This is a genomic window from Pseudopedobacter beijingensis (genome assembly GCF_042678145.1).
Taxonomy (GTDB): Bacteria; Bacteroidota; Bacteroidia; order Sphingobacteriales; family Sphingobacteriaceae; genus Pseudopedobacter; species Pseudopedobacter beijingensis.
On sequence record NZ_JBHUDG010000003.1, the window covers coordinates 673,050 to 694,459 of the forward strand.

At 36.0% G+C, this 21,410-nt stretch carries 15 protein-coding genes; 13 read left to right on the forward strand and 2 right to left on the reverse strand.

Features of this window, described 5'->3' with window-relative positions:
* Positions 1–2: 2 nt before the first annotated feature.
* From nuoF to ACFSAH_RS04720, 12 genes are all read left to right on the forward strand, one after another.
* Positions 3–1,367, forward strand: a complete 1,365-nt coding sequence (nuoF, locus tag ACFSAH_RS04665; RefSeq protein ID WP_379661538.1) for an NADH-quinone oxidoreductase subunit NuoF — start codon at positions 3–5, stop codon at positions 1,365–1,367.
* A gap of 72 nt (positions 1,368–1,439) precedes the next feature.
* Entirely contained in the window at positions 1,440–2,444 is a 1,005-nt protein-coding gene (locus ACFSAH_RS04670; protein WP_379661539.1) for an NADH-quinone oxidoreductase subunit G, read from the forward strand.
* Positions 2,444–3,481 (forward strand): NADH-quinone oxidoreductase subunit NuoH, encoded by a 1,038-nt coding sequence (nuoH, locus tag ACFSAH_RS04675; RefSeq protein WP_379661540.1) that lies wholly within the window; start codon positions 2,444–2,446, stop codon positions 3,479–3,481. Before ACFSAH_RS04670 ends, nuoH begins: the two co-directional genes overlap by 1 nt.
* Before the next feature lie 42 nt (positions 3,482–3,523).
* Positions 3,524–4,048: a NuoI/complex I 23 kDa subunit family protein gene (locus ACFSAH_RS04680; RefSeq protein ID WP_379661541.1), complete on the forward strand. Its 525-nt coding sequence runs from the start codon at positions 3,524–3,526 to the stop codon at positions 4,046–4,048.
* 60 nt (positions 4,049–4,108) lie between these two features.
* Positions 4,109–4,606: an NADH-quinone oxidoreductase subunit J family protein gene (locus ACFSAH_RS04685; RefSeq protein WP_379661542.1), complete on the forward strand. Its 498-nt coding sequence runs from the start codon at positions 4,109–4,111 to the stop codon at positions 4,604–4,606.
* Positions 4,606–4,935, forward strand: coding sequence for an NADH-quinone oxidoreductase subunit NuoK (gene nuoK, locus ACFSAH_RS04690; RefSeq protein ID WP_379661543.1), 330 nt, complete (start codon positions 4,606–4,608; stop codon positions 4,933–4,935). The genes ACFSAH_RS04685 and nuoK overlap by 1 nt, the downstream gene beginning before the upstream one ends.
* 15 nt (positions 4,936–4,950) lie before the next feature.
* A complete protein-coding gene (gene nuoL / locus ACFSAH_RS04695) occupies positions 4,951–6,852 on the forward strand; it encodes an NADH-quinone oxidoreductase subunit L (RefSeq protein ID WP_379661544.1) in 1,902 nt (633 codons plus the stop codon).
* A gap of 20 nt (positions 6,853–6,872) precedes the next feature.
* Complete coding sequence (locus tag ACFSAH_RS04700) at positions 6,873–8,324, forward strand: complex I subunit 4 family protein (protein ID WP_379661545.1); 1,452 nt, start codon at positions 6,873–6,875, stop codon at positions 8,322–8,324.
* 6 nt (positions 8,325–8,330) lie between these two features.
* Positions 8,331–9,713: an NADH-quinone oxidoreductase subunit N gene (locus ACFSAH_RS04705; RefSeq protein ID WP_379661546.1), complete on the forward strand. Its 1,383-nt coding sequence runs from the start codon at positions 8,331–8,333 to the stop codon at positions 9,711–9,713.
* A gap of 56 nt (positions 9,714–9,769) precedes the next feature.
* Positions 9,770–10,399 (forward strand): DedA family protein, encoded by a 630-nt coding sequence (locus ACFSAH_RS04710; RefSeq protein ID WP_379661547.1) that lies wholly within the window; start codon positions 9,770–9,772, stop codon positions 10,397–10,399.
* 24 nt (positions 10,400–10,423) lie between these two features.
* Positions 10,424–10,960: an inorganic diphosphatase gene (locus ACFSAH_RS04715; protein WP_379661548.1), complete on the forward strand. Its 537-nt coding sequence runs from the start codon at positions 10,424–10,426 to the stop codon at positions 10,958–10,960.
* Between the two features lie 11 nt (positions 10,961–10,971).
* On the forward strand, positions 10,972–12,312 hold the full coding sequence (locus tag ACFSAH_RS04720) for a hemolysin family protein (protein WP_379661549.1): 1,341 nt from the start codon (positions 10,972–10,974) through the stop codon (positions 12,310–12,312).
* A 1,109-nt stretch (positions 12,313–13,421) separates the two neighbouring features.
* Here the strand turns inward: ACFSAH_RS04720 and ACFSAH_RS04725 are convergent.
* Positions 13,422–15,959: a family 20 glycosylhydrolase gene (locus ACFSAH_RS04725; RefSeq protein ID WP_379661550.1), complete on the reverse strand. Its 2,538-nt coding sequence runs from the start codon at positions 15,957–15,959 to the stop codon at positions 13,422–13,424.
* Between the two features lie 94 nt (positions 15,960–16,053).
* A complete protein-coding gene (locus tag ACFSAH_RS04730) occupies positions 16,054–20,313 on the reverse strand; it encodes a hybrid sensor histidine kinase/response regulator transcription factor (RefSeq protein WP_379661551.1) in 4,260 nt (1,419 codons plus the stop codon).
* Between the two features lie 265 nt (positions 20,314–20,578).
* Here ACFSAH_RS04730 and ACFSAH_RS04735 point away from each other — a divergent pair, with 265 nt between their 5' ends.
* Positions 20,579–21,358, forward strand: coding sequence for a glycoside hydrolase family 16 protein (locus ACFSAH_RS04735; protein WP_379661552.1), 780 nt, complete (start codon positions 20,579–20,581; stop codon positions 21,356–21,358).
* The last annotated feature ends 52 nt before the right edge of the window (positions 21,359–21,410 follow it).

Below are 21,410 nucleotides of genomic sequence, written 5' to 3' on the forward strand. Positions count from 1 at the left end.
CTATGGGACGTAAATTATTATTAGAACATATCAATGTACCTGGTATAAACACCTTAGCTGTTTACAAAGAAAAAGGTGGGTACAGAGCTGTAGAGAAGGCTTTAAAAACCATGTCTCCTGATGATGTAGTTGAGGAGGTTAAAAAATCCGGATTACGTGGTCGTGGTGGGGCTGGTTTCCCTACAGGGATGAAATGGAGTTTTCTTGCCAAGCCAGAAGGTGTTCCTCGTTATTTGGTTTGTAACGGTGACGAGTCTGAGCCAGGCACTTTCAAAGACAGATTTTTAATGACACATATTCCTCATGCTTTAATTGAAGGAATGATTGTGTCCAGTTATGCCTTAGGGGCAAAAACAAGTTACATATACGTTCGTGGCGAAATGATGCCACAGATCAGGATTCTGGAAAAAGCTATTGAAGAAGCAAAAGCTGCCGGTTATCTTGGAAAAAACATTCTGGGGTCAGGCTACGATCTTGAACTATATGTTCAACCAGGAGGTGGGGCTTATATCTGTGGAGAAGAGACTGCTTTACTGGAATCATTAGAAGGAAAAAGAGGAAACCCAAGAATAAAACCTCCTTTCCCTGCTATTGCAGGACTATATGGTTGCCCTACTGTGGTAAACAATGTTGAGTCGATAGCAGCTACCGTTCCTATTATTAATGATGGAGGGGAAGAATATGCGAAGATAGGTATTGGCCGCTCAACAGGAACGAAGTTAATCTCAGCATCAGGAAATATTAATAAACCGGGTGTTTACGAAATAGAATTAGGTCTTTCTGTAGAAGATTTCATTTATTCGGATGAATACTGTGGCGGAATTGCTAATGGTAAAAAATTAAAAGCAGTAGTTGCGGGTGGTTCATCTGTTCCTATTTTACCTGCAAACTTAATTATTAACCTGGTTAACGGAGACAAAAGGTTAATGAGCTACGAGTCTTTATCTGAGGGAGGTTTCGCTACAGGAACAATGTTAGGCTCGGGAGGTTTTATTGTAATGGACGAAGACCAATGTGTGGTTAGAAACACTTGGAACTTTAGCCGTTTTTATAATCATGAATCCTGTGGCCAATGTTCACCTTGTAGAGAGGGAACAGGTTGGATGGAAAAAATCTTACGTAAGATTGAGTCTGGCCACGGAACATCTGCTGATATAGATTTATTGGTTGATGTATCTAAACAGATCGAAGGAAATACAATTTGTCCATTAGGAGATGCAGCAGCATGGCCGGTAGCCAGTGCAGTACGTCACTTCAGGGATGAGTTTGAATGGCATATAAAAGAACCAAAACTATCTCAGGAAAGAAATTACGGTTTGGCACATTACGCAGACCCACTTCCTCCTGTAGAAAAAGTTGAGGCATAAATAAAGTCTCATGAAGCCTTTTAAAGGCTAATCATGAAAAACTTTTAATTTTGATTTTTTAATTAACAACAAGTGTCAGATAAAATTAAAGTAACGATAGACGGAATTCCTGTAGAAGTGGCTCCAGGAACCACCATCCTAAATGCTGCGAGGCAAATAGGTGGAGATATTGTTCCTCCTGCAATGTGTTATTACTCTAAACTAGAAGGTAGCGGAGGAAAATGTCGTACTTGTATTGTAAAAGTGACTAAAGGTTCTGAAAAAGATCCCAGACCTATGCCTAAACTGGTTGCTTCTTGCAGAACAACGGTAATGGACGGTATGGAGGTTCAGAATATTACCTCTCCGGAAGTTATAGAAGCCAGAAAAGGTGTGGTAGAAATGCTTTTGATAAACCATCCTTTAGACTGTCCTGTATGTGATCAGGCAGGAGAATGTCATCTTCAGGACTTAAGTTTTGAACATGGTGCTGCTGGTACCCGTTACGAGTTTGACCGTCGTACGTTTGAAAGGGAAGACATTGGCGATAAAATACAGTTACACATGAATCGTTGTATTTTGTGTTATCGTTGCGTTTTCACTGCAGATCAAATCACAAACCAACGTGTACATGGTATATTGGGAAGAGGAGATCATGCAGAAATATCTACTTACATCTCTAATGTAATAGATAACGATTTTTCAGGAAATGTGATAGATGTATGTCCCGTAGGAGCACTTACTGATAAAACTTTCCGTTTTAAAAACAGGGTTTGGTTTACTAAACCTGTAGAAGCACACAGAGACTGCCCTACCTGTTCCGGAAAAGTTACCCTATGGTACAAAGGACAGGATGTTTTAAGAGTTACAGCCCGCAAAGATCAATACGGAGAAGTAGAAGAGTTTATCTGTAATACCTGCCGTTTTGATAAGAAAAACACAGAAGACTGGATTATAGAAGGTCCTCGTCAAATAAGCAGACAATCTGTAATTAACGCAAATCATTACGAGACTATGCATCCGCTTCCGGTTATTACGAAAAGTCCGGAGCTGATGGAAGCAAATAAAAAGCAATTCGAAAGAGCAACTAAACTATAATGGAAGTAAGTTTTTTTATAGAGAAATTGATATTAATTACGATCCTTTTCGTAATTACCCTAACTATAGCAGCTTATTCTACCTGGGCCGAAAGAAAAGTTGCTGCTTGGATTCAGGACAGGATAGGACCTAACAGAGCAGGACCTTTTGGTTTGTTCCAACCCCTTGCTGATGGTGGAAAAATGTTTTTCAAAGAAGAAATCATTCCTAGCGGTGCAAATAAGTACTTATTTGTTGCAGGCCCATCTTTGGCATTATTGGTATCTTTCTTAGGAACAGCCGTTATACCTTTTGGAGATCAGATCCTTATCGGAGATCGATTGGTTCCTTTACAGGTTACTGATGTTAATATAGGTATTCTTTACATCTTTGGCGTTGTTGCATTGGGTGTTTATGGTATTATGATTGGTGGATGGGCATCAAATAATAAATACTCTTTGATGGGGGCCATTCGTGGTGCATCTCAGAACATCAGTTATGAGATTGCAATGGGATTATCTATCATAGGGCTTTTACTGGTAACCAACTCTTTAAGCTTTAAAGAAATAGTAGCCGACCAACATGGATGGCATTGGAACGTTATCTATCAGCCTTTAGGCTTTTTAATCTTTTTGGTTTGTGCTTTTGCGGAGACCAATCGTGTTCCATTCGATTTACCTGAATGTGAAACAGAGCTGATTGGTGGGTACCAAACCGAATATTCTGCCTTTAAAATGGGTGCTTACATGTTTGCAGAGTATATTAACATGTTTGTTTCTTCTGTAGTTATGGCCGCGCTCTATTTTGGCGGTTACAATTACCCGGGCATGGATACGGTGAACGAATTATTAGGACCTACATGGGGACCTCTGGTAGGCGTTGCGGTCATGTTCCTGAAGATTATTGCTTTTATATTCTTCTTCATGTGGGTGAGGTGGACAGTACCTCGTTTCCGTTACGATCAGCTAATGCACTTAGGATGGAAAATTTTAATTCCTTTGGCAATTGCTAATATTGTTATTACGGCTATAGTAATCACCGTATTTGATAAGTTATAATAGATAACAAATCTTTAAAAGAGATTTATATAAGAAATTTAAATGGAATCATTAAGCGGAAGAAAAAAGGTTTTAGAGCAAAAGCCAATGAATTTTTGGGAGAGGATGTATCTTCCAGCAATTGCTCAGGGTTTGGGCATTACGCTTAAACACCTTTTCAAGAAAAAAGCGACTATACAGTATCCTTTTGAAGAAAGAGAGTTCTCTAAAAACTATAGAGGGATGCACTCTTTAAAAAGGGACGAACAGGGAAGAGAGCGCTGTACAGCTTGTGGTCTTTGTGCTTTATCTTGTCCGGCAGAAGCTATCACCATGATTTCTGCTGAAAGAAAGAAGGAGGAAGCAAATTTATACCGCGAAGAAAAATATGCTGCTGTATACGAAATCAACATGTTACGTTGTATATTCTGCGGTTTATGTGAAGAAGCCTGTCCTAAAGAAGCAATTTACCTGGACGGTCCTATTGTTCCTTCAGAATATCTGAGAAAAGATTTCATTTATGGAAAAGATAAACTGGTAGAGAAACCTCTGGCTGAATTAGAGGCTTTAAAAAACTCAACCAAATAATAAATTCGAATAATAGCAGACAGATAACAAAAGGGAATTTCCCATTATAGATTTAAACAAATGAGTTTATTTTACTTTGTTGCATTTTTATCGATATGTTTTTCGCTACTGGTGGTTTTTACAAAAAATCCAGTACATAGCGTTCTATACCTAATTGCAACATTTTTCACTTTCACCGTACATTACATTATTTTGAACGCACAGTTTTTGGCTGTTGTTAACTTTATAGTGTACATGGGTGCCATCATGGTTTTGTTCCTGTTCGTGTTGATGTTAATGAACCTGAACAAAGAAACCGAACCTATGAAATCCAATCTGTTGAAAATAGCTGGTGTAATTGCAGGAGGAAGTTTTCTGGTAACTTTAATAGGTGCCATGAAAACACTGCACACAGAAAGCCCTTCAACAATTGATAACTCTGGCATAGGTCTGGTTCAAAATCTGGGAAAAGTTCTTTTCAGTGAGTTCCTTCTTCCGTTTGAGTTAAGTTCTTTACTGCTTTTATCAGCAATGGTAGGTGCAGTATTATTGGCAAAACAAGATAAAAAGAGCGCATAATGGATAATATAACAGCAACCATTCAATCAGTACCGCTAAACCACTATATCCTGTTTAGTGCAATCATTTTCACTATAGGTGTAATTGGGGTATTAGTAAGAAGAAACGCCATCATCATCTTTATGTGCGTAGAGTTGATGTTAAACTCAGTAAACCTGCTGCTTACAGCATTCTCCGCTTACCGTGGCGATGCATCAGGACAGGTATTTGTGTTTTTCATTATGGCCCTGGCAGCAGCAGAGGTTGCGGTGGGTCTGGCAATTATTGTGATGGTTTATAGAAATACAAGCTCTATAGACATCAATATACTTAACAGGTTAAAGTGGTAACTTTTATATAAGAGGATGATAGATTTAGTTTGGTTAATTCCTTTATTACCGTTTATTGGTTTTTTAATAAACGGCCTTGGTAGAAATATTTTACCAAAATCTTTAATAGCTGGTATCGCCAGCCTTGCAGTTATTGCATCGTTTGCAATAAGCTTGTCCATTTTTTTCAACTTCAACTCAGATCAGCCTGTAATTGTTAATCTTTTTGATTGGATAAATGTTGGTTCTCTGAAAATACCATTTTCTTTTCAGGTAGATCAGCTAAGCATATTAATGCTATTGATTATTACCGGAATAGGTTCTTTGATACATATTTATTCGGCAGGTTACATGAGCCATGATGCCGGTTTTGGAAAGTTCTTTGCTTACCTCAACCTCTTTGTGTTTTTCATGTTGCTTTTAGTATTAGGCTCTAACTATGTTATCATGTTTATCGGTTGGGAAGGCGTGGGTTTATGCTCGTACCTGCTTATCGGCTTCTGGTATACCAATGGGGCTTATGCTGACGCTGCTAAGAAAGCATTTATTATGAACCGTATTGGGGATTTGGCTTTTTTATTAGCCGTTTTCCTTATCATCAGCAACTTTGGTTCGGTAACTTTCATTGATATATTCCCTAAAACATTAGGTATAGAATCTAACGGTACGGTTATCACTTTAATTACCTTATTGTTATTTTTTGCCGCTACCGGAAAATCGGCTCAGCTACCTTTATTTACCTGGTTGCCTGATGCCATGGCTGGTCCAACTCCAGTTTCGGCATTAATACACGCAGCGACGATGGTAACTGCGGGTATTTATATGATTGTAAGATCTAATATCCTGTTTGCCCTTGCACCTCTAACTATGGATATTATTGCTATAGTTGGTTTATTAACAGCAATTATTGCGGCAATTATAGCATTAACCCAAACAGATATTAAGAAAGTATTGGCTTACTCAACCGTTTCTCAGCTAGGATATATGTTCCTGGGACTTGGTGTGGGAGCTTTTACCGGAGCATTTTTTCACGTTATTACCCATGCATTTTTTAAAGCGTTATTATTCTTGGGTGCCGGTTCTGTAATCCATGCCATGAGTAATGAACAGGATATGCGTAATATGGGAGGTTTGAAGAAAAAACTTCCGGTTACTTTCCTGACCATGTTAATTGGAACTATTGCTATTGCGGGGCTACCTCCGTTTGCCGGTTTCTTCTCCAAAGACGAAATACTGGCCCATGTATTCCAACATAACAAACTGATGTGGGTTATAGGTGTAATAGGTGCTTTATTTACTGCTTTTTACATGTTCAGAATGATGTTCCTAACTTTCTGGGGTTCTTTCAGAGGTACAGAAGAACAAAAAAGCCATCTTCATGAGTCACCTGCTTCTATGACAATGCCTCTTATTGTATTGGCTATTTTGTCAATGGTGGGCGGTTTTATAGGTATACCTCATGCCTTGGGAGGTCATCATTGGTTAAACGAATACCTGACACCAATATACGGTTTATCTAAGGATCTTATTCCTGCTTTAAGCCTGGATCATTCTACTGAGTTTATGCTTATGGGTGTTTCTGTATTAGGGGTAATTGTTGCTATCATATTTGCTTATGTTAAATATATCAGCAAAGGACATGTTCCGGTATCTGACGAGACAGAAAGGCTAGCATTGGCAAAAATCTCTTACAATAAGTTCTATTTAGATGAGATTTATACTGCTCTGGTGCAGAAACCACTAGATTCTTTATCCAGATTCTTATATAAGGTATTTGATCTAAAAATAGTAGACGGTATTGTTAATGGATTAGGAAAAGGTGCTGTAGAAGTATCTAAAACATTAAGGCTATTACAAACAGGAAATGTAGGTTTCTATATTTTCGCTATGGTAATAGGAATAGTTGCAGTCCTGATTTACAGTTTTATTAATATTTAAGTTAGCGGAATACAAAACAGATGAATTTATTAATATTGATATTCTTTCCCGTTATAGCTGGTATTATTACCCTCCTATCGGGAAAATATGCGAAGCAGATTGCTTTATTGAGCTCGCTTATATCTTTGGCTGTTACTGCTGTTGTTTTATGCGACTTTAATCCTGAAGCCGGCAGACAGTTTACAGTTAACTATCCATGGATTACCAAATTTGGTATTTATTTTACTGCAGGGATAGATGGTATCAGCATGTTAATGCTAATATTAACCAATGCTTTATTTCCGTTAATTATACTTTCAACTTTCAAGAGACAAATAGAAAAACCTGTATTCTATTCCTTAATGCTTTTTATGCAATTTGGTCTGGTATTGGTTTTCACAGCAATGGATGCTTTCCTTTTCTACGTAGGATGGGAAGCCGCCTTAATTCCTATCTATTTTATTTGTGCTTTATGGGGCGGCGAAGATAGAATCAGGGTTAACATGAAGTTTTTCATTTACACTATTGCCGGTTCTTTGTTCATGCTATTTGCAATTATCTATTTATATCTGCAAACACCCAGCGGAACATTTTCTATAGATGCTTTTTATGCTCTGAATCTGGCAAAGGATACCCAAACTTGGTTATTTTGGTGCTTCTTTCTTGCTTTTGCAATTAAGATCCCTATTTTCCCTTTCCATTCATGGCAGCCAGACACCTATACTACTGCCCCTACCGCAGGAACAATGCTTTTAGGTGGTATTATGTTAAAAATGGGTATATATGGTGTTGTCGTGTGGTTAATACCGGTACTTCCATTTGGTTTTATGGCCTGGGGCAAACTGGCATTAACACTTTCTGTTATCGGGGTAGTTTATGCTTCTATTATAGCTTTTACCCAAAAAGACATCAAAAGATTGATTGCCTATTCTTCTATAGCCCACGTAGGCTTAATAGCAGCAGGCGTATTTGCATGGAATACTCAGGGATTACAGGGAGCTATGATTCAGATGCTTAATCACGGGGTAAACGTAATAGGCTTGTTCTTTATCGTAGATATTTTAATAAACAGGCTAAACACCAGAGAACTAGCAGAAATGGGCGGTATTGCTAAAGTTGCTCCCAAATTTGCCATCGCTTTCCTGACTATATTGTTAGGCTCTGTTGGCTTACCGTTAACCAATGGTTTTATTGGAGAGTTCTTATTAATCAATGGAGTTTTCAAATTCAACTTCTGGTATGCCGTTGCCGGCGGATCAACCATTATATTAGGTGCGGTTTATATGCTGAGAACATATAAAGCGGTGATGCAGGGTGAACTTAACGAGTTGACAAAAACTTTTAAAGATATATCAGGAACAGAGGTGTTGGTATTAGGAATAATTTGTGCCATAATTATTATTGTAGGTGTTTACCCGAATGCTTTATTGCATATTTCGGAAGCTACAGTAGAGGGCCTGATTTCTAAGGTTAATAATAAATTGTCATTTTAAAAAGGAATGAATTCATTAATAGTTATATCAGTATTAGCAATAATAATTCTTTATTTAGGCTTATTTAAAGTTAAAGCAGGTTTATTGCCTGTAAGTATTTTGGGATTATTAGCAGCATTGGGATTATCTATAGCTGAATGGAATTCCGATGCATCTCCAATTTTCAGTGGCATGATGCTATTTGATAATTTTGCTGTAGGTTTCTCCTCTCTTTGTATTGGAACTACCATCCTTATTTTCTTGTTATCCAAAGGTTATTTCGAGAAAATAAGCGAAAATGTAGCAGAATACTATACCATTATTTTGTTTGCCTTAGCAGGTACCATCATGATGGTTTCTTATAACAACCTTGCTATGCTATTTGTGGGCTTAGAGATAATGTCTGTGAGCTTGTACATATTAGCAGGTATCAAGAAGAAAGATTTTGCTTCTAATGAGGCTTCATTAAAATACTTTTTAATGGGAGCTTTCTCTACGGGTTTCTTATTATTTGGTGTTGCGCTTATTTATGGCGCATCCGGATCATTCAATCTGATAGAGATTGGCAACTATGTAAAGAATCCACAGAACATTATAGATCCTATTTTTTATGTGGGTATTGTATTAATGATTGTAGGACTGGCTTTTAAAGTTGGGGCTGCTCCTTTCCATTTCTGGACACCAGACGTATACGAGGGTGCACCAACATTGATTACGCTGTTTATGTCTACAGTAGTAAAAATAGCCGGGTTTGCTGCCTTCCTAAGAATATTTCAGGTATCATTCTCCAGTTTAAGTCAATTCTGGACACCTACGTTAACAGCCATTACCATTCTGACGCTATTTATAGGGAATATCACAGCAGTGTATCAAAACAGCTTCAAAAGGTTACTTGCTTACTCCAGCATTTCGCATGCCGGCTATATGTTATTTGCTATTGTTGCTTTGGGAGCAGCATCAACAAACGCTATATTTTTATATGCGGTTGCGTATGTACTGGCCTCTACTGTTGCTTTTGGAACATTAATATTGGTTAAGGCTAAAACAGGAAGTGATTCTATAGAAAGCTTTAACGGCTTGGGAAAAAGCAATCCGTTTTTAGCATTTGCAGTAACTGTGGCTATGTTGTCATTTGCAGGTATACCACTAACAGCAGGTTTTATAGGTAAGTTTTATATGTTTAATGCGGCACTTTCACAAAACCATATTTGGTTAGTACTTATTGCGGTATTAAATGCTATTATAGCTATATTTTACTACTTTAAAGTAATTGTGGCTATGTATTTCCAAACTTCGGAAAGTCAGATTGTGATTCAAACACCGGCTACCTATAAAGTAGTTTTGGCAGTGAGCGCAATACTTACAATCTTATTGGGAATATACCCTGCTTGCTTGACCACATTATTTTAGCAATTTAGCCATAATTCATAACAATAATATTTGTAGTTTTATGGCGAAACTATGCTATGGAAGAAATCTGGCAAAATATAATTAACCTGGCTGACGCCCAACACATCATACATAAAGGAGGATTTTACCTTATTTTATTTGTGATTTTTGCAGAAACCGGGTTGTTTTTTGGCTTTTTCCTTCCCGGAGATTACCTTTTGTTTCTCGCAGGGATGTTTGTAGCTACCGGAAAACTAGACGTAGGTATTACTACTATGGTAGCCAGTCTCATTTTAGCAGCTATTGCAGGTAATTTTATAGGGTATTGGTTTGGTTACCGAACGGGCCCTGTGCTGTACAATCGAAAGGAATCTTTCTTTTTTAAGAAGAAGTATCTTCTTGCTGCCGAGGAATACTACAAAAAACAAGGTGCTTTTACTTTAATTATTGGAAGATTTGTTCCCATAGTTAGAACGTTTGCTCCTATATTTGCAGGAGTAGTAAAATTGGATGTCAGAAAATTTGCTCTTTATAATATCTTAGGTGCTTTTTTCTGGATTACATCCCTTACGTTATTAGGATATTTTTTAGGGAAAAAGTTTGAACATGAAATCAATGAATATCTTTTATATATTATCATTGGTTTTATTGTTGTAACAACCATTCCTCTAGTGGTAACGGTTTTAAAGAAAAAATTTAAAAAATAATATAAACACGAATAATCTAAATTAATGGCCGATAATCATCCATGGCACTCTATCTCACCGGGAGAAGATGCACCAAATGTAGTAAATGCAATTATTGAAATTCCAAAAGGCTCTAAAGCCAAATACGAAATAGACAAAGAAACAGGATTGATAAAATTAGACAGGGTTTTGTTCTCTTCAGTAATGTACCCTGCTAACTATGGTTTCATCCCTCAAACTTATTGTGATGATAAAGATCCTTTAGATATATTGGTATTATGTTCTGTAGATGTATACCCTATGTCTATGATAGAAGCAAAAGTGGTTGGTGTTATGCACATGGTTGACAACGGTGAGCAAGACGATAAAATCATCGCTGTTGCTGCTCATGATATGTCTGTAAACTATATAGAAGATTTAGCAGATCTACCTCCGCACACCATGAAAGAAGTGGTACGATTTTTTCAGGACTACAAGGCTTTAGAAGGCAAAAACGTAACTATTGAACACCTTTTAGGAAAAAGATATGCCTATAAAGTTATTGAAGAAAGTATAGAGCTTTATAACAAAACTTTTAAATAATTTAAACATATATGGACCCCTCCTTTGAAGTTAGTGGATTTCAGATTTTCTTAACTCTATTCCTGGTAATCCTTAACGGATTCTTCGTAGCAGCTGAATTTGCAATAGTCAAAGTCAGAGGGTCTCAAATAGAAATAAAAGCAAAGACGGGAAGTCGTGTTGCCAAAACAGCAAAACACATGATTTCCCATCTTGATGGATATCTGGCTGCCACGCAGTTAGGTATTACTTTAGCTTCTCTTGGTTTGGGTTGGGTTGGGGAATCTGTGATGTCTAACATCGTATTTAACTTTTTCTCTTTTATTTCCCTTCCTATAAGCGAATCTGTAGCTACCAGCGCTGGCCATGTATTTGCTTTCTTGATTATTACGTTTCTACATATCGTATTTGGAGAACTTGCTCCTAAATCATTAGCTATACAAAGACCTGTAAATACCACTATGGCTGTAGCTTTACCTTTACAGTTCTTTTACATTCTTTTCAGACCATTTATTTATGTTTTAAATGGTTTTGCTAATGTAATTTTAAGAGGTTTTGGTATAAATGCCGTAAATAGCGGAGAAACGATCCACTCTTCGGAAGAGTTACAATATATTCTGGATCAGGGAAAAGAAACCGGAGCATTGGATACGGCAGAACATCAGCTGATTAAAAATGTATTCGATTTTAATGAACGTGTGGTAAAAAACATCATGGTCCCTCGTACTAAAATAGTAGCTATTGAAGACACCACCACCCTTGAAGAAATACTGGAACTTATTGTGGAAGAAGGATATTCAAGAATTCCGGTTTACGAAGAAACCATCGACAAAATCGTAGGTATTGTACACGCCAAGGATATTCTGAGTATAATGGCTAATAAAAGAGAGTTTATACTCGAAAATATTATCAGAAAACCCTTCTTTGTTCCCGAGTCTAAAAAAATTAACAACCTGATGGCGGAGTTGAAGCTGAAGAAGATGCAGATAGCCATCGTGTTGGACGAATTTGGTGGCACCGCAGGTATGGTTACTTTAGAAGATATTGTGGAGGAATTGGTTGGCGAGATACAGGACGAATATGATGAAGAAAAACCAATTGTTGAAAAAGTTTCTGATTCTGAATACATTGTAACAGCTTCTGCTACAGTTTATGATGTTAATGAGTTCTTACCCCATGATTTGCCTGAAGATGAAGATTACGACACTATAGCCGGCCTGGTGAGTGAGATTTTCGGAAACATCCCGGAAGTGGGCGAAACAAAAGTGTTTAACGGCTATAACTTCACCATCTTAAGAAAGATAGGACAGAATATAGAATCTGTAAAACTAGAGCTTATCATACCGCAGGAAGAAGCTGTAAATGAGCATTAAGTAGTTTTTTTTCAATCAATAAACAAAGAGGTTGTTCGATATTGGACAAAGAGAAATAATCCTTTATTACCAATATAACTTTATAAATAGTTAGTAAATATATCTTCTTTCATATTCTTGAATATTTCATTATTCACATTATGTTGAATGAGATCAGTTTATAACAGCCTTTTTGATAAACAGGAACAGGCAAAACATAAAAGATGAACTAATTAATAATGAATGAGGAACTGTGATAGGTGGATTATATCCTCTGTTAGCCATTATCCATACTCGGTCTTCTTGCAGGAAACGAGGTAATCTCTGTTATTTATTTGATAGATTGTTTTATTTTTAGCTCCGTCTTTATTAAACCAAACCTTCTCAACTTCAATAACATATTATCCTACACTTTTACTGAATTCTGTCTCCTTTTGTATATGGATATTATTTTTTCCATGAATGACTACCAAGAGGGGAAGCTTAATCAAATCATTTTTCAGGACAAATACCATTGCAGGATGAACATAGAACACATTGTCTTCTCTGAGTCAACAACATTTCTAAAAGTGTAGGATTTTACAACTTGAAAAGTTTTCGACAAAGACATTAATAATAGTATTTCTCTTTAAATAAAGGAGTGTTAAAGTAGTGGTTTTATTGAGTTTCATCTCTATGAACCCTCTGTAAACCCTCTATTATATCACTAATATATCTCTTAAAAAAAGGATATAATTATTAATCAATAGCGATTAGGGAAGCTATAAAATATATGGATAGGAAAAAGATCGTTGAACAATCACCAAGTTACCATATGTCAATAGTCAGACACGACTGCCACAGGACAAATAACGACGTACGAGAAACGATGAGCTATCGACAAAATCCGGTTCCATTTCGACTAAAACAAGGTAATCTCTACAAAAAAGACAAACAATCACTGATTATCGATATGTCAATCAACCTTTCAGGTTAGAAATAATATTAGGCCTTGTTAATATTGAGATGAATAAAGGAAATGTCTTCTATCTTTTACAGAACAAACATAGAAGACATCTCTATAAACATTTTTTATTACCCGACAATGCTTACTTCTTACAATAAGTATTTGTTGTCAAATGATAGAATACCTATTTATTAACTATTCTTACAGTTTTACTAAACCGCCCATCTGGAGTAAATACTTTAAATGCGAGATTACCTTTAGTACTCAATCCGTCTTTATAAACGAGGCTATTTACATTTGGTTCAATATTATCTGTGGTATATCGAATAATAAACTTTTGAGACTGTGCGTTGGCAAAAACTTTACCTTCTTTAATAATAACACCAGGAGCAGGTACCCGATAGTTATACCCTCCTTTATAATAATTTAAACGAGGTAACTCTCTGTTCCAAAGTGTAGACACAAATGCCGCCCAATCTTTATTATACAATTGGTCACTTTTTACAGAGTCTTGCTCCATTACCCATTTCGGATCTGTAGACCATGCTCTCTCTGCAAAACTCAAAAGTTTCGGAAGCAGCATATATTCCAATCGTTGTGAAGAGGCTACATTTTCGGACCATAATGCCGATTGAAGTCCTATAATATTAGACCGCCCAAAAGGGGTTAAACGGTTCTTGTCTTTAAGGGCTGAGGGAGGGATGTGATTTCCATCCTCATCTTCCTTGAAATTTTTAAAATAATCGTTCGGTATAAAATAAAAAGGTTTATCTATATCAATGTATCCTCCCCAATACATTCCGGGTTCTGTAAAACTTTTATTATATGCCATATCCAAATACATATTTGTTACATTGGACAGAACGACTTTATAGCCGGCATTAGCAAGCTTATATGCTAAATCCTCCGCTCCTGTTCCATAAACGTTATTCCATACGTCTGTTTGAAAGCCATATTTTACCATAGAGGTATCCACCACCATACGTTTTTTTCCGTCGACAATCACTTTCTTCATGCCTATTTCCTCCCAACCAGACAAGTACAGTTGATGTTTATTTAATATTTCATTTACTTTTGTAAAAAAATACTTCCACAGGTCATCCGAAGTTTTTAATTCATTATTCTGTTCCAGAAATTGTTTTACTATTTCTGATTTTTCCCATACACCTATTGGTACCTCATCTCCTCCCATATGTACAGTACTCAATGGTGCTTCGGCCTCTTTATACATTTTTATTAACTCAACAACAGTTTTTTCCACAAAACGATATACTGAAGGCATAGCTACATTAATCACATTATCATTCCACCCTTGTACAGACTTATACTGGGATTGATCATCTTTATCACTTAACAAGTACTCTTTAGCTTCTTCTTTTTTACCTTCTTTCATTAATCTGTTATAACGAACTTCCATTGCTTTTATAGCGGCTCTTGCATGCCCGGGAGTTTCTATTTCCGGTATGATACGGATATGCCTTGATTTAGCATATTTTAGTATTTCTATAAACTCTTTTCTACTATAATAACCACTTCCTGGTAATGTATTTATATCTGGCCCTGACCCATGAGAAGGGGGTAAATGAGAATTGTTATCTAATGAATGTCCTCTTTGACCACCAACTTCCGTTAATTCGGGTAATCCGGGAATTTCAACTCTCCACCCCTCATCATCATTAAAATGAAAATGAAGAACATTCAGCTTATAAAGAGCCATGATATCCAATACTTTGAATAGTTCTTTTTTTGTTTGAAAATTCCGAGCAATATCAAGCATAAATGCCCGATACTCAAACCGAGGTGAATCCTGAACACTAACCGCAGGTATATTAATAACTGATTGTTTATGAGACCATACGTTTGGTGGAAATAAAGTATTTAAAGACTGTATTCCGTAAAAAACACCCGCAGCAGAACCTGCTGAAACAACAATTTGATCTTTATTAATATCAATCTGATAGGCCTCTCCTTTCAGATTAACTTTTTTAAGTACGATTGCTTTTCCGCTTCCAGATGTTATTACCTGAGGCTTTTCTCCCAATAGCTTGTATAAATCACTTGAAAGCAATTCGGCTTCATTTTTAAAAATAGCAGGAGCTATAATTTTAACATTCGCATCTAATTTAAATGAAAAACCTTTTTCTTGATAGGTGTTTGGTGTAGGAAAGACTTTTACCGATTGTTGAACCGGTGTTTTAAGAAGGGACAGATTTTGATTATATACGGTTTCTGCAACCTGAGAATCGTCTATGAGAAGTGAAGCGTAGTCCGGATCAATATTTTTAATAGTATAGACCTTTGCGGGATCACTGTTCCATACGATATAAAAACCTGATGGAAAATCAGAAATATTCCGCATAAACCTTAATGTAATATCAATTTTCATTGTTTTCCCCGGTTTTAGCTCAGCAAATTCTTTTCTTGGTGACAAGCGGTATAAATCTCCATTGACATGATTGATTTGGTATTTGTTTGTATCATTAATCATAATACCAGGATATTTTATAGAATTAAAGTAGATATCCCAGCCCTGATTTGGCAAGACATTTTTACTGTTATTAGTTAATATGAATGTACTTATGGGGCTATCTGGTTGTACAGATTTAATTTCCATCTTGTACGAGAAACTTGCTGTTCTCTCTGATTGGGAGAAACTGTACCCACCAATGGCTGATAGCAGTAATACCAATATAATTCTGTTTAGTGGTTTAATGTAGTTCATACCTCTAAACTAGTATCTACCCCTGTTTTTTCACTTCCAATAATCCCGAAAGTATGTAAACCCGTCCGTCTGCGTCGCTACGTTTATAGTTGGTTTATATTTTTGTTGTAAGCTTTAACCTTGTTACATATTCTGTCGGTGTCATCCCATATTGTTTAACAAAACTTTTTGAAAAATATGATGGGGTATTAAATCCAACTTCATAGGAAACCTGATTTATATTGAGTCGCCCTTCTTGCAAAAGCTTTATTGATTTTTTTAAACGAATTGATTTAATAAAATCATGAACTCCCTGCCCTGTAAGTGATTTAAATTTTGCATAGAGGACTGTCCTGCTCATTGCCGTAAGTTCACATATCTTCCGATGGTCTAAATCGGGTTCGGCTAAGTGCTCTTCTACGTAATTAACTATCTTGTCTAAAAACTCTCTATCCAGTGTACTAAAGGGTAAATCTTTTGGGTAAATATCTTCCGATTGGGAAAATTTCATTTTTATATTCTCCTGACTCCGTATGAAGTTTACAATTACTTGTATAAGGATATATTTGTGTACAGGTTTGGAAAGGTAGGCATCTGCTCCGGCTTCATAACCAGAAAGCTGACTATCCTCATTGTTTTGACTGGTTAAAAGGACAATAGGAATATGACTTGTTGAGGCATTATTCTTAATTTTTTGACAAAACTCGCTCCCGTTCATTACCGGCATCAACATATCTGATATAATGACATCTGGTTGTACTTCTGTGGCCACTTTAAAGCCCTCTGAGCCATTCTCAGCCTCCACTACAGAAAACATATCGGACAATAATAATTTGAGGTAATTTCTAATCTCTCTACTATCATCAACAACAAGTATAGTTCTCCCTTTAACATCAAGATGCGTTAACTCTCCTAAGTCGGACAATAGATTAGTTTCAGGTACTTTACCTAAACCTGTTTTTACTAAAGCCTTTATATTCACAAAAGCTTTAGGGAGACCAATCGTAAAAACAGACCCTTCTCCCAAAACACTTTTAACATTTATAGATCCATTATTTATTTCGATAAATTCTTTAGCTACTACAAGTCCTAAACCGGTGCCTTTTTCTCCGTCTGTCCCTTCTATCAGATTCTGTTTTTTTATCTCAAACAGATTTTTCATTCGTTCTTCTGTCATCCCTATCCCTGTATCCTTAAAACGGATAAGTATCTCGTCCTGACGATCAATTGACTCAATGGAAATTTCGCCATGGGCCGCTGTAAACTTTATACAATTACCTAAAATATTTCTTATAACGGTATCTATCATTTGTTCGTCAGCATATATTGTATGCGATGGATCTATTTGTACAGAAAAACGAATGAGTTTTCTTTTCATTTGTTGTTCCAGCAGGTCATTTGCTTTAATTATAAGCTCATAAACATTTAACCTCTGTGGGTTACATGTAATAGTTTGATTCTGGGTTTGAGCCCAATCGAGTAAATTAATTAATAAGTTATAAACGGAATGGGCACTTTTATGTATATCATTAATATAATTAGACAGCTGTTCCTGGTTTAACTTTGTAATTTTGCTTCTGACTAAATCGGAAATACCGGAAAGTGCAGCCACGGGGTTTTTAAGGTCATGTGCCAGAATAGAGAAAAAACGATCTTTAGTATGATTACTACTCTCCAATTCCTTAACCGTTTTTTCTAATTCTTGATTTTGATAGACAATATGTTCCTGTTGTCGGGATATCTCTTCGGATTTGTCTAGTATTTCTCTATTATACTCCTCCAGTTTTTCATTTTGAAGTTTCACCCTGTGGCTACTATGTAATAAATCACTATTAATTTTTTTCAATTCCTGCGTTCTATTGAATACCTCATTTTCCAGTTGTCTGTTTCTTTGTCTTACCGCAGAAAGCCGCCGATAGAACACAAAAAGGACGCAGCTTGAACCTCCAATAACAAGCATTAATCTGAACCACCATGTTTTCCAAACAGGGGGAGTTATAATTAGCTTTATCTTAGCCAGTTTATCTGACCAGTGACCATCATTATTTAAGGTTTTTATATTGAGGGTGTATTCGCCTGGATCAAGATTAGTATATGAAACACTATTTTTAACTCCTATATAGTTCCATTCTTTATCAAATCCAACAAGCTTATAGGCATATTGCTTTTTCTGCTTATCTACAAAATTTAGGGCAGCAAACTCAAATGTGATTACAGATTCTTTATAGGAGATTGTAATTTCTTTGACTGTATTAATATTTTCGGTTAAGATCTCTCCATTGATAGGAGCTTCTTTATTGAAAATCTCAAATCCTGTAAATATAAGAGGTGGGGTGTATGAAAATGTCTTTACAGTTGACGGATCAAATACATTAAAGCCATTGGTTCCTCCAAAATACATCATGCCGTTTTTGCTAAGGCAACGTGCCGCCTTAAACTCATTTCCTTGAAGACCGTCAGCAATAGTGAAATTGGTAAAAGTTTGTGTACGGATATTAAACTTTGAAAAACCTCTTGCTGTACCAATCCATAAATTATCATACTTATCACCTAATATCGCAGTTACGATATCATTAGCAAGACCATCTTGTGCAAAATATGAGGTTATTACTCCCGTTATCGGATTAAGTTTATTTAAACCATAGTTGGTTCCCAACCATAAATATCCATTTTTATCTTCCCAAATAGAGCCAACACTATTGTTACTAAGAAAACCTTTTCCTTCGTTATGCCTATAGTTTTCAAATCTGCCCGTCACCGGATCTAATATACTTAACCCTCCGCCATCTGTTCCTATAAGCAATCTGCCCTTTTTATCTTCATTGATGGTGAGTATATAATTACTGCTTAAACTCTCTGGGTTATTAATCTCATTCTGATAATATATAAAAGATTCATCTTTAGGATTGTAAAGATTTAACCCTCCGCCATAGGTTCCTACCCATATTCTGTTTTGGCTATCTTTAAAAATGTAAAACACAAAATCATGACTTAAACCTCCTCTGACTGAAGGATTATACCGATATTGTTTATATTGATTTGTTTGAGGGTTAAATACCGTCATCCCCTCTCCCCATGTACCTGCCCATATAAATCCTTTACTATCCTGACAAACGGCAGGAACATAATCTCCAGCAATGCTATGCTTGTTATTCTTTAAATGTCTATAGTTTTTAAATACTCCTTTTTCTTTATCAAACATATCTATCCCCCCACCGTCAGTACCAATCCACAGATTTCCTTTAGCATCTTCATAAATAGCATCAACAATATTATTGCTTAAACTATTTTGTCCCTCTTGATGTTTATAGTGATTAAACTTCCCGGCTTCTACATTGACCTGATTTATCCCGCCATTAAGTGTTCCTATCCAAAGATTCCCTTTCACATCTCTAACAATAGTATTAATAGTATTACTACTAATGCCTGTTGGATTATTATCCTTGTTCAGGAAATAGGTATGGCTGTTTTTTTCTGGATTAAATACAATCAAACCATTGTTTTCTGTACCAATCCATAAATTCCCATTATGGTCTTCATTCATAGATAATAGCACTCTATTATCTAGACCGTTTGAGCTAAGTTTCATTGTCCGAAAGCTCTTTTTCTCCCGATCGAACAAATAAAGTCCTCCTCCATAAGTCCCTATCCAAAGATTCTTTCTCCGATCCTCGAAAATAAATTTGATCTTATTGTTTAAAAGTTTGTTGTTAGTGTCTGTTTCGTTGATAAAGGTTGTGAAACTCTGATTCTTTTTGTTAAAGAGATTCAACCCATTAGTCGTTCCCACCCATATATTTTTATCAGAATCCTGATACATTGCTGTGATATTGTTGCAGCTAATACTTCCAGAATCATCTCCTCTATTTTTAAAATGAATGAAATAATTCTTCTGCCTGTCAAATAAATCTAATCCATCAGAATAAGTTCCTATCCATATATTATCTTCATCATCAACAAGAAGACACTCTACATTGTTACTAGAAAGTCCTTGTGAAGCCTTTTCTGTTTTTTTAAAATGTGTGAATATTTCTGTTTTCGGATCAAGAACATTTACCCCGCCTTCCCATGTTGCTATCCATAGCTTTTCTTGCTTATCTTCAACAATAGATTTAATGTCATTGGAATTAAGCCATCTACTTTTCAACGGATCTTTCTTATAAACAATAAAGTTATACCCATCATATTTATTTAATCCATCCCTTGTTCCAAACCACATAAAGCCTTTTCGGTCTTGCAACATGCACCTTACTGTACTTTGAGATAAACCATCATCGATACCGATATGCGCAAATCTGGTATTACCTATTTGTGTGAAAGCAGGAAACGATATAAAATGTAGGATCACAAGAAAAACACAATAGCCTGTTCTCATAAACTCTTCATTCAAAACTATAGGAAATTTTATTTTTATAATTGTTCTTAAGAAACTCTACCCTTATTAAAGGTACTATTTTTTACGTACACTTACTGTAAACAACAAAATCTAAAACAGAGATACGTTTTTTAAAATCTGTTTCAAACATTACGGACAGAATTACTATAATTCGGGACTATAGGAACAGCTTTTTTTTTAAGTTTAAGTAGTTTTAGTAAACCATTATTTAAGCCATTTCATGATACGACATTATAAACTATTTATGCTATTACTATGTGTTTATTTTCCTGTCAGGGTATTCTCTCAAGTCCTATTTGACGATTTTAAGTCAACAACTATAGATACTGCTGTTTGGAAATTAGCCAATGAGAAATGGGGTCCGGGTTTACACGGAGGAGTCGTTCCTTCAAATGTTTTTATATCAGATGGAAAGTTAGTTATAAGAGCACATGGAAATGATTATAAAGGACACATACAAGGTCATGGTCAACCCACACGAGTTGGAGGGGCGATATTTACAAAAGAGGCTTTTGCCTCTGGAAGTTTTGAAATCAGAGCAAAAATTTGCCCGCAACCTGGAGCCTTGTCTGCTTTCTGGACATTTTACTATAAAAACGATAGTTATAATCATGAGATTGATTTTGAATTCCCTGGGCATAACCAACTCCCTAACACTCCGGATAGTTCTCGTCTCGATTGGGGCTTACTCACAAATTGGCGTGGGATTGGAAAAGGACAATACATAACCGTTGATAAATACTTTGGTAACCAAACAGACGGAAATTATCACCTGTACCGATTTGACTGGCACACAGGAGGAAATAATGAAAAACCACGTATAGAATGGTATTATGATAATAAGTTAATTCATTCTTCTTTCGAAAACATCCCAAATCATGCCAGTAATTACTGGATAGGTGTATGGTTTCCTATATGGATTAAGCCTGCTGATTTTGACACTGATTATTTATATGTCGATTGGGTAAAGATCACTCCGTTTCATGAACCAAATGATTTAAAAACGCCATTAAAACAACAATGAACACATTAAAAAACATATTATTACATTTTTTTGATTCGAGTTAAAAACGATC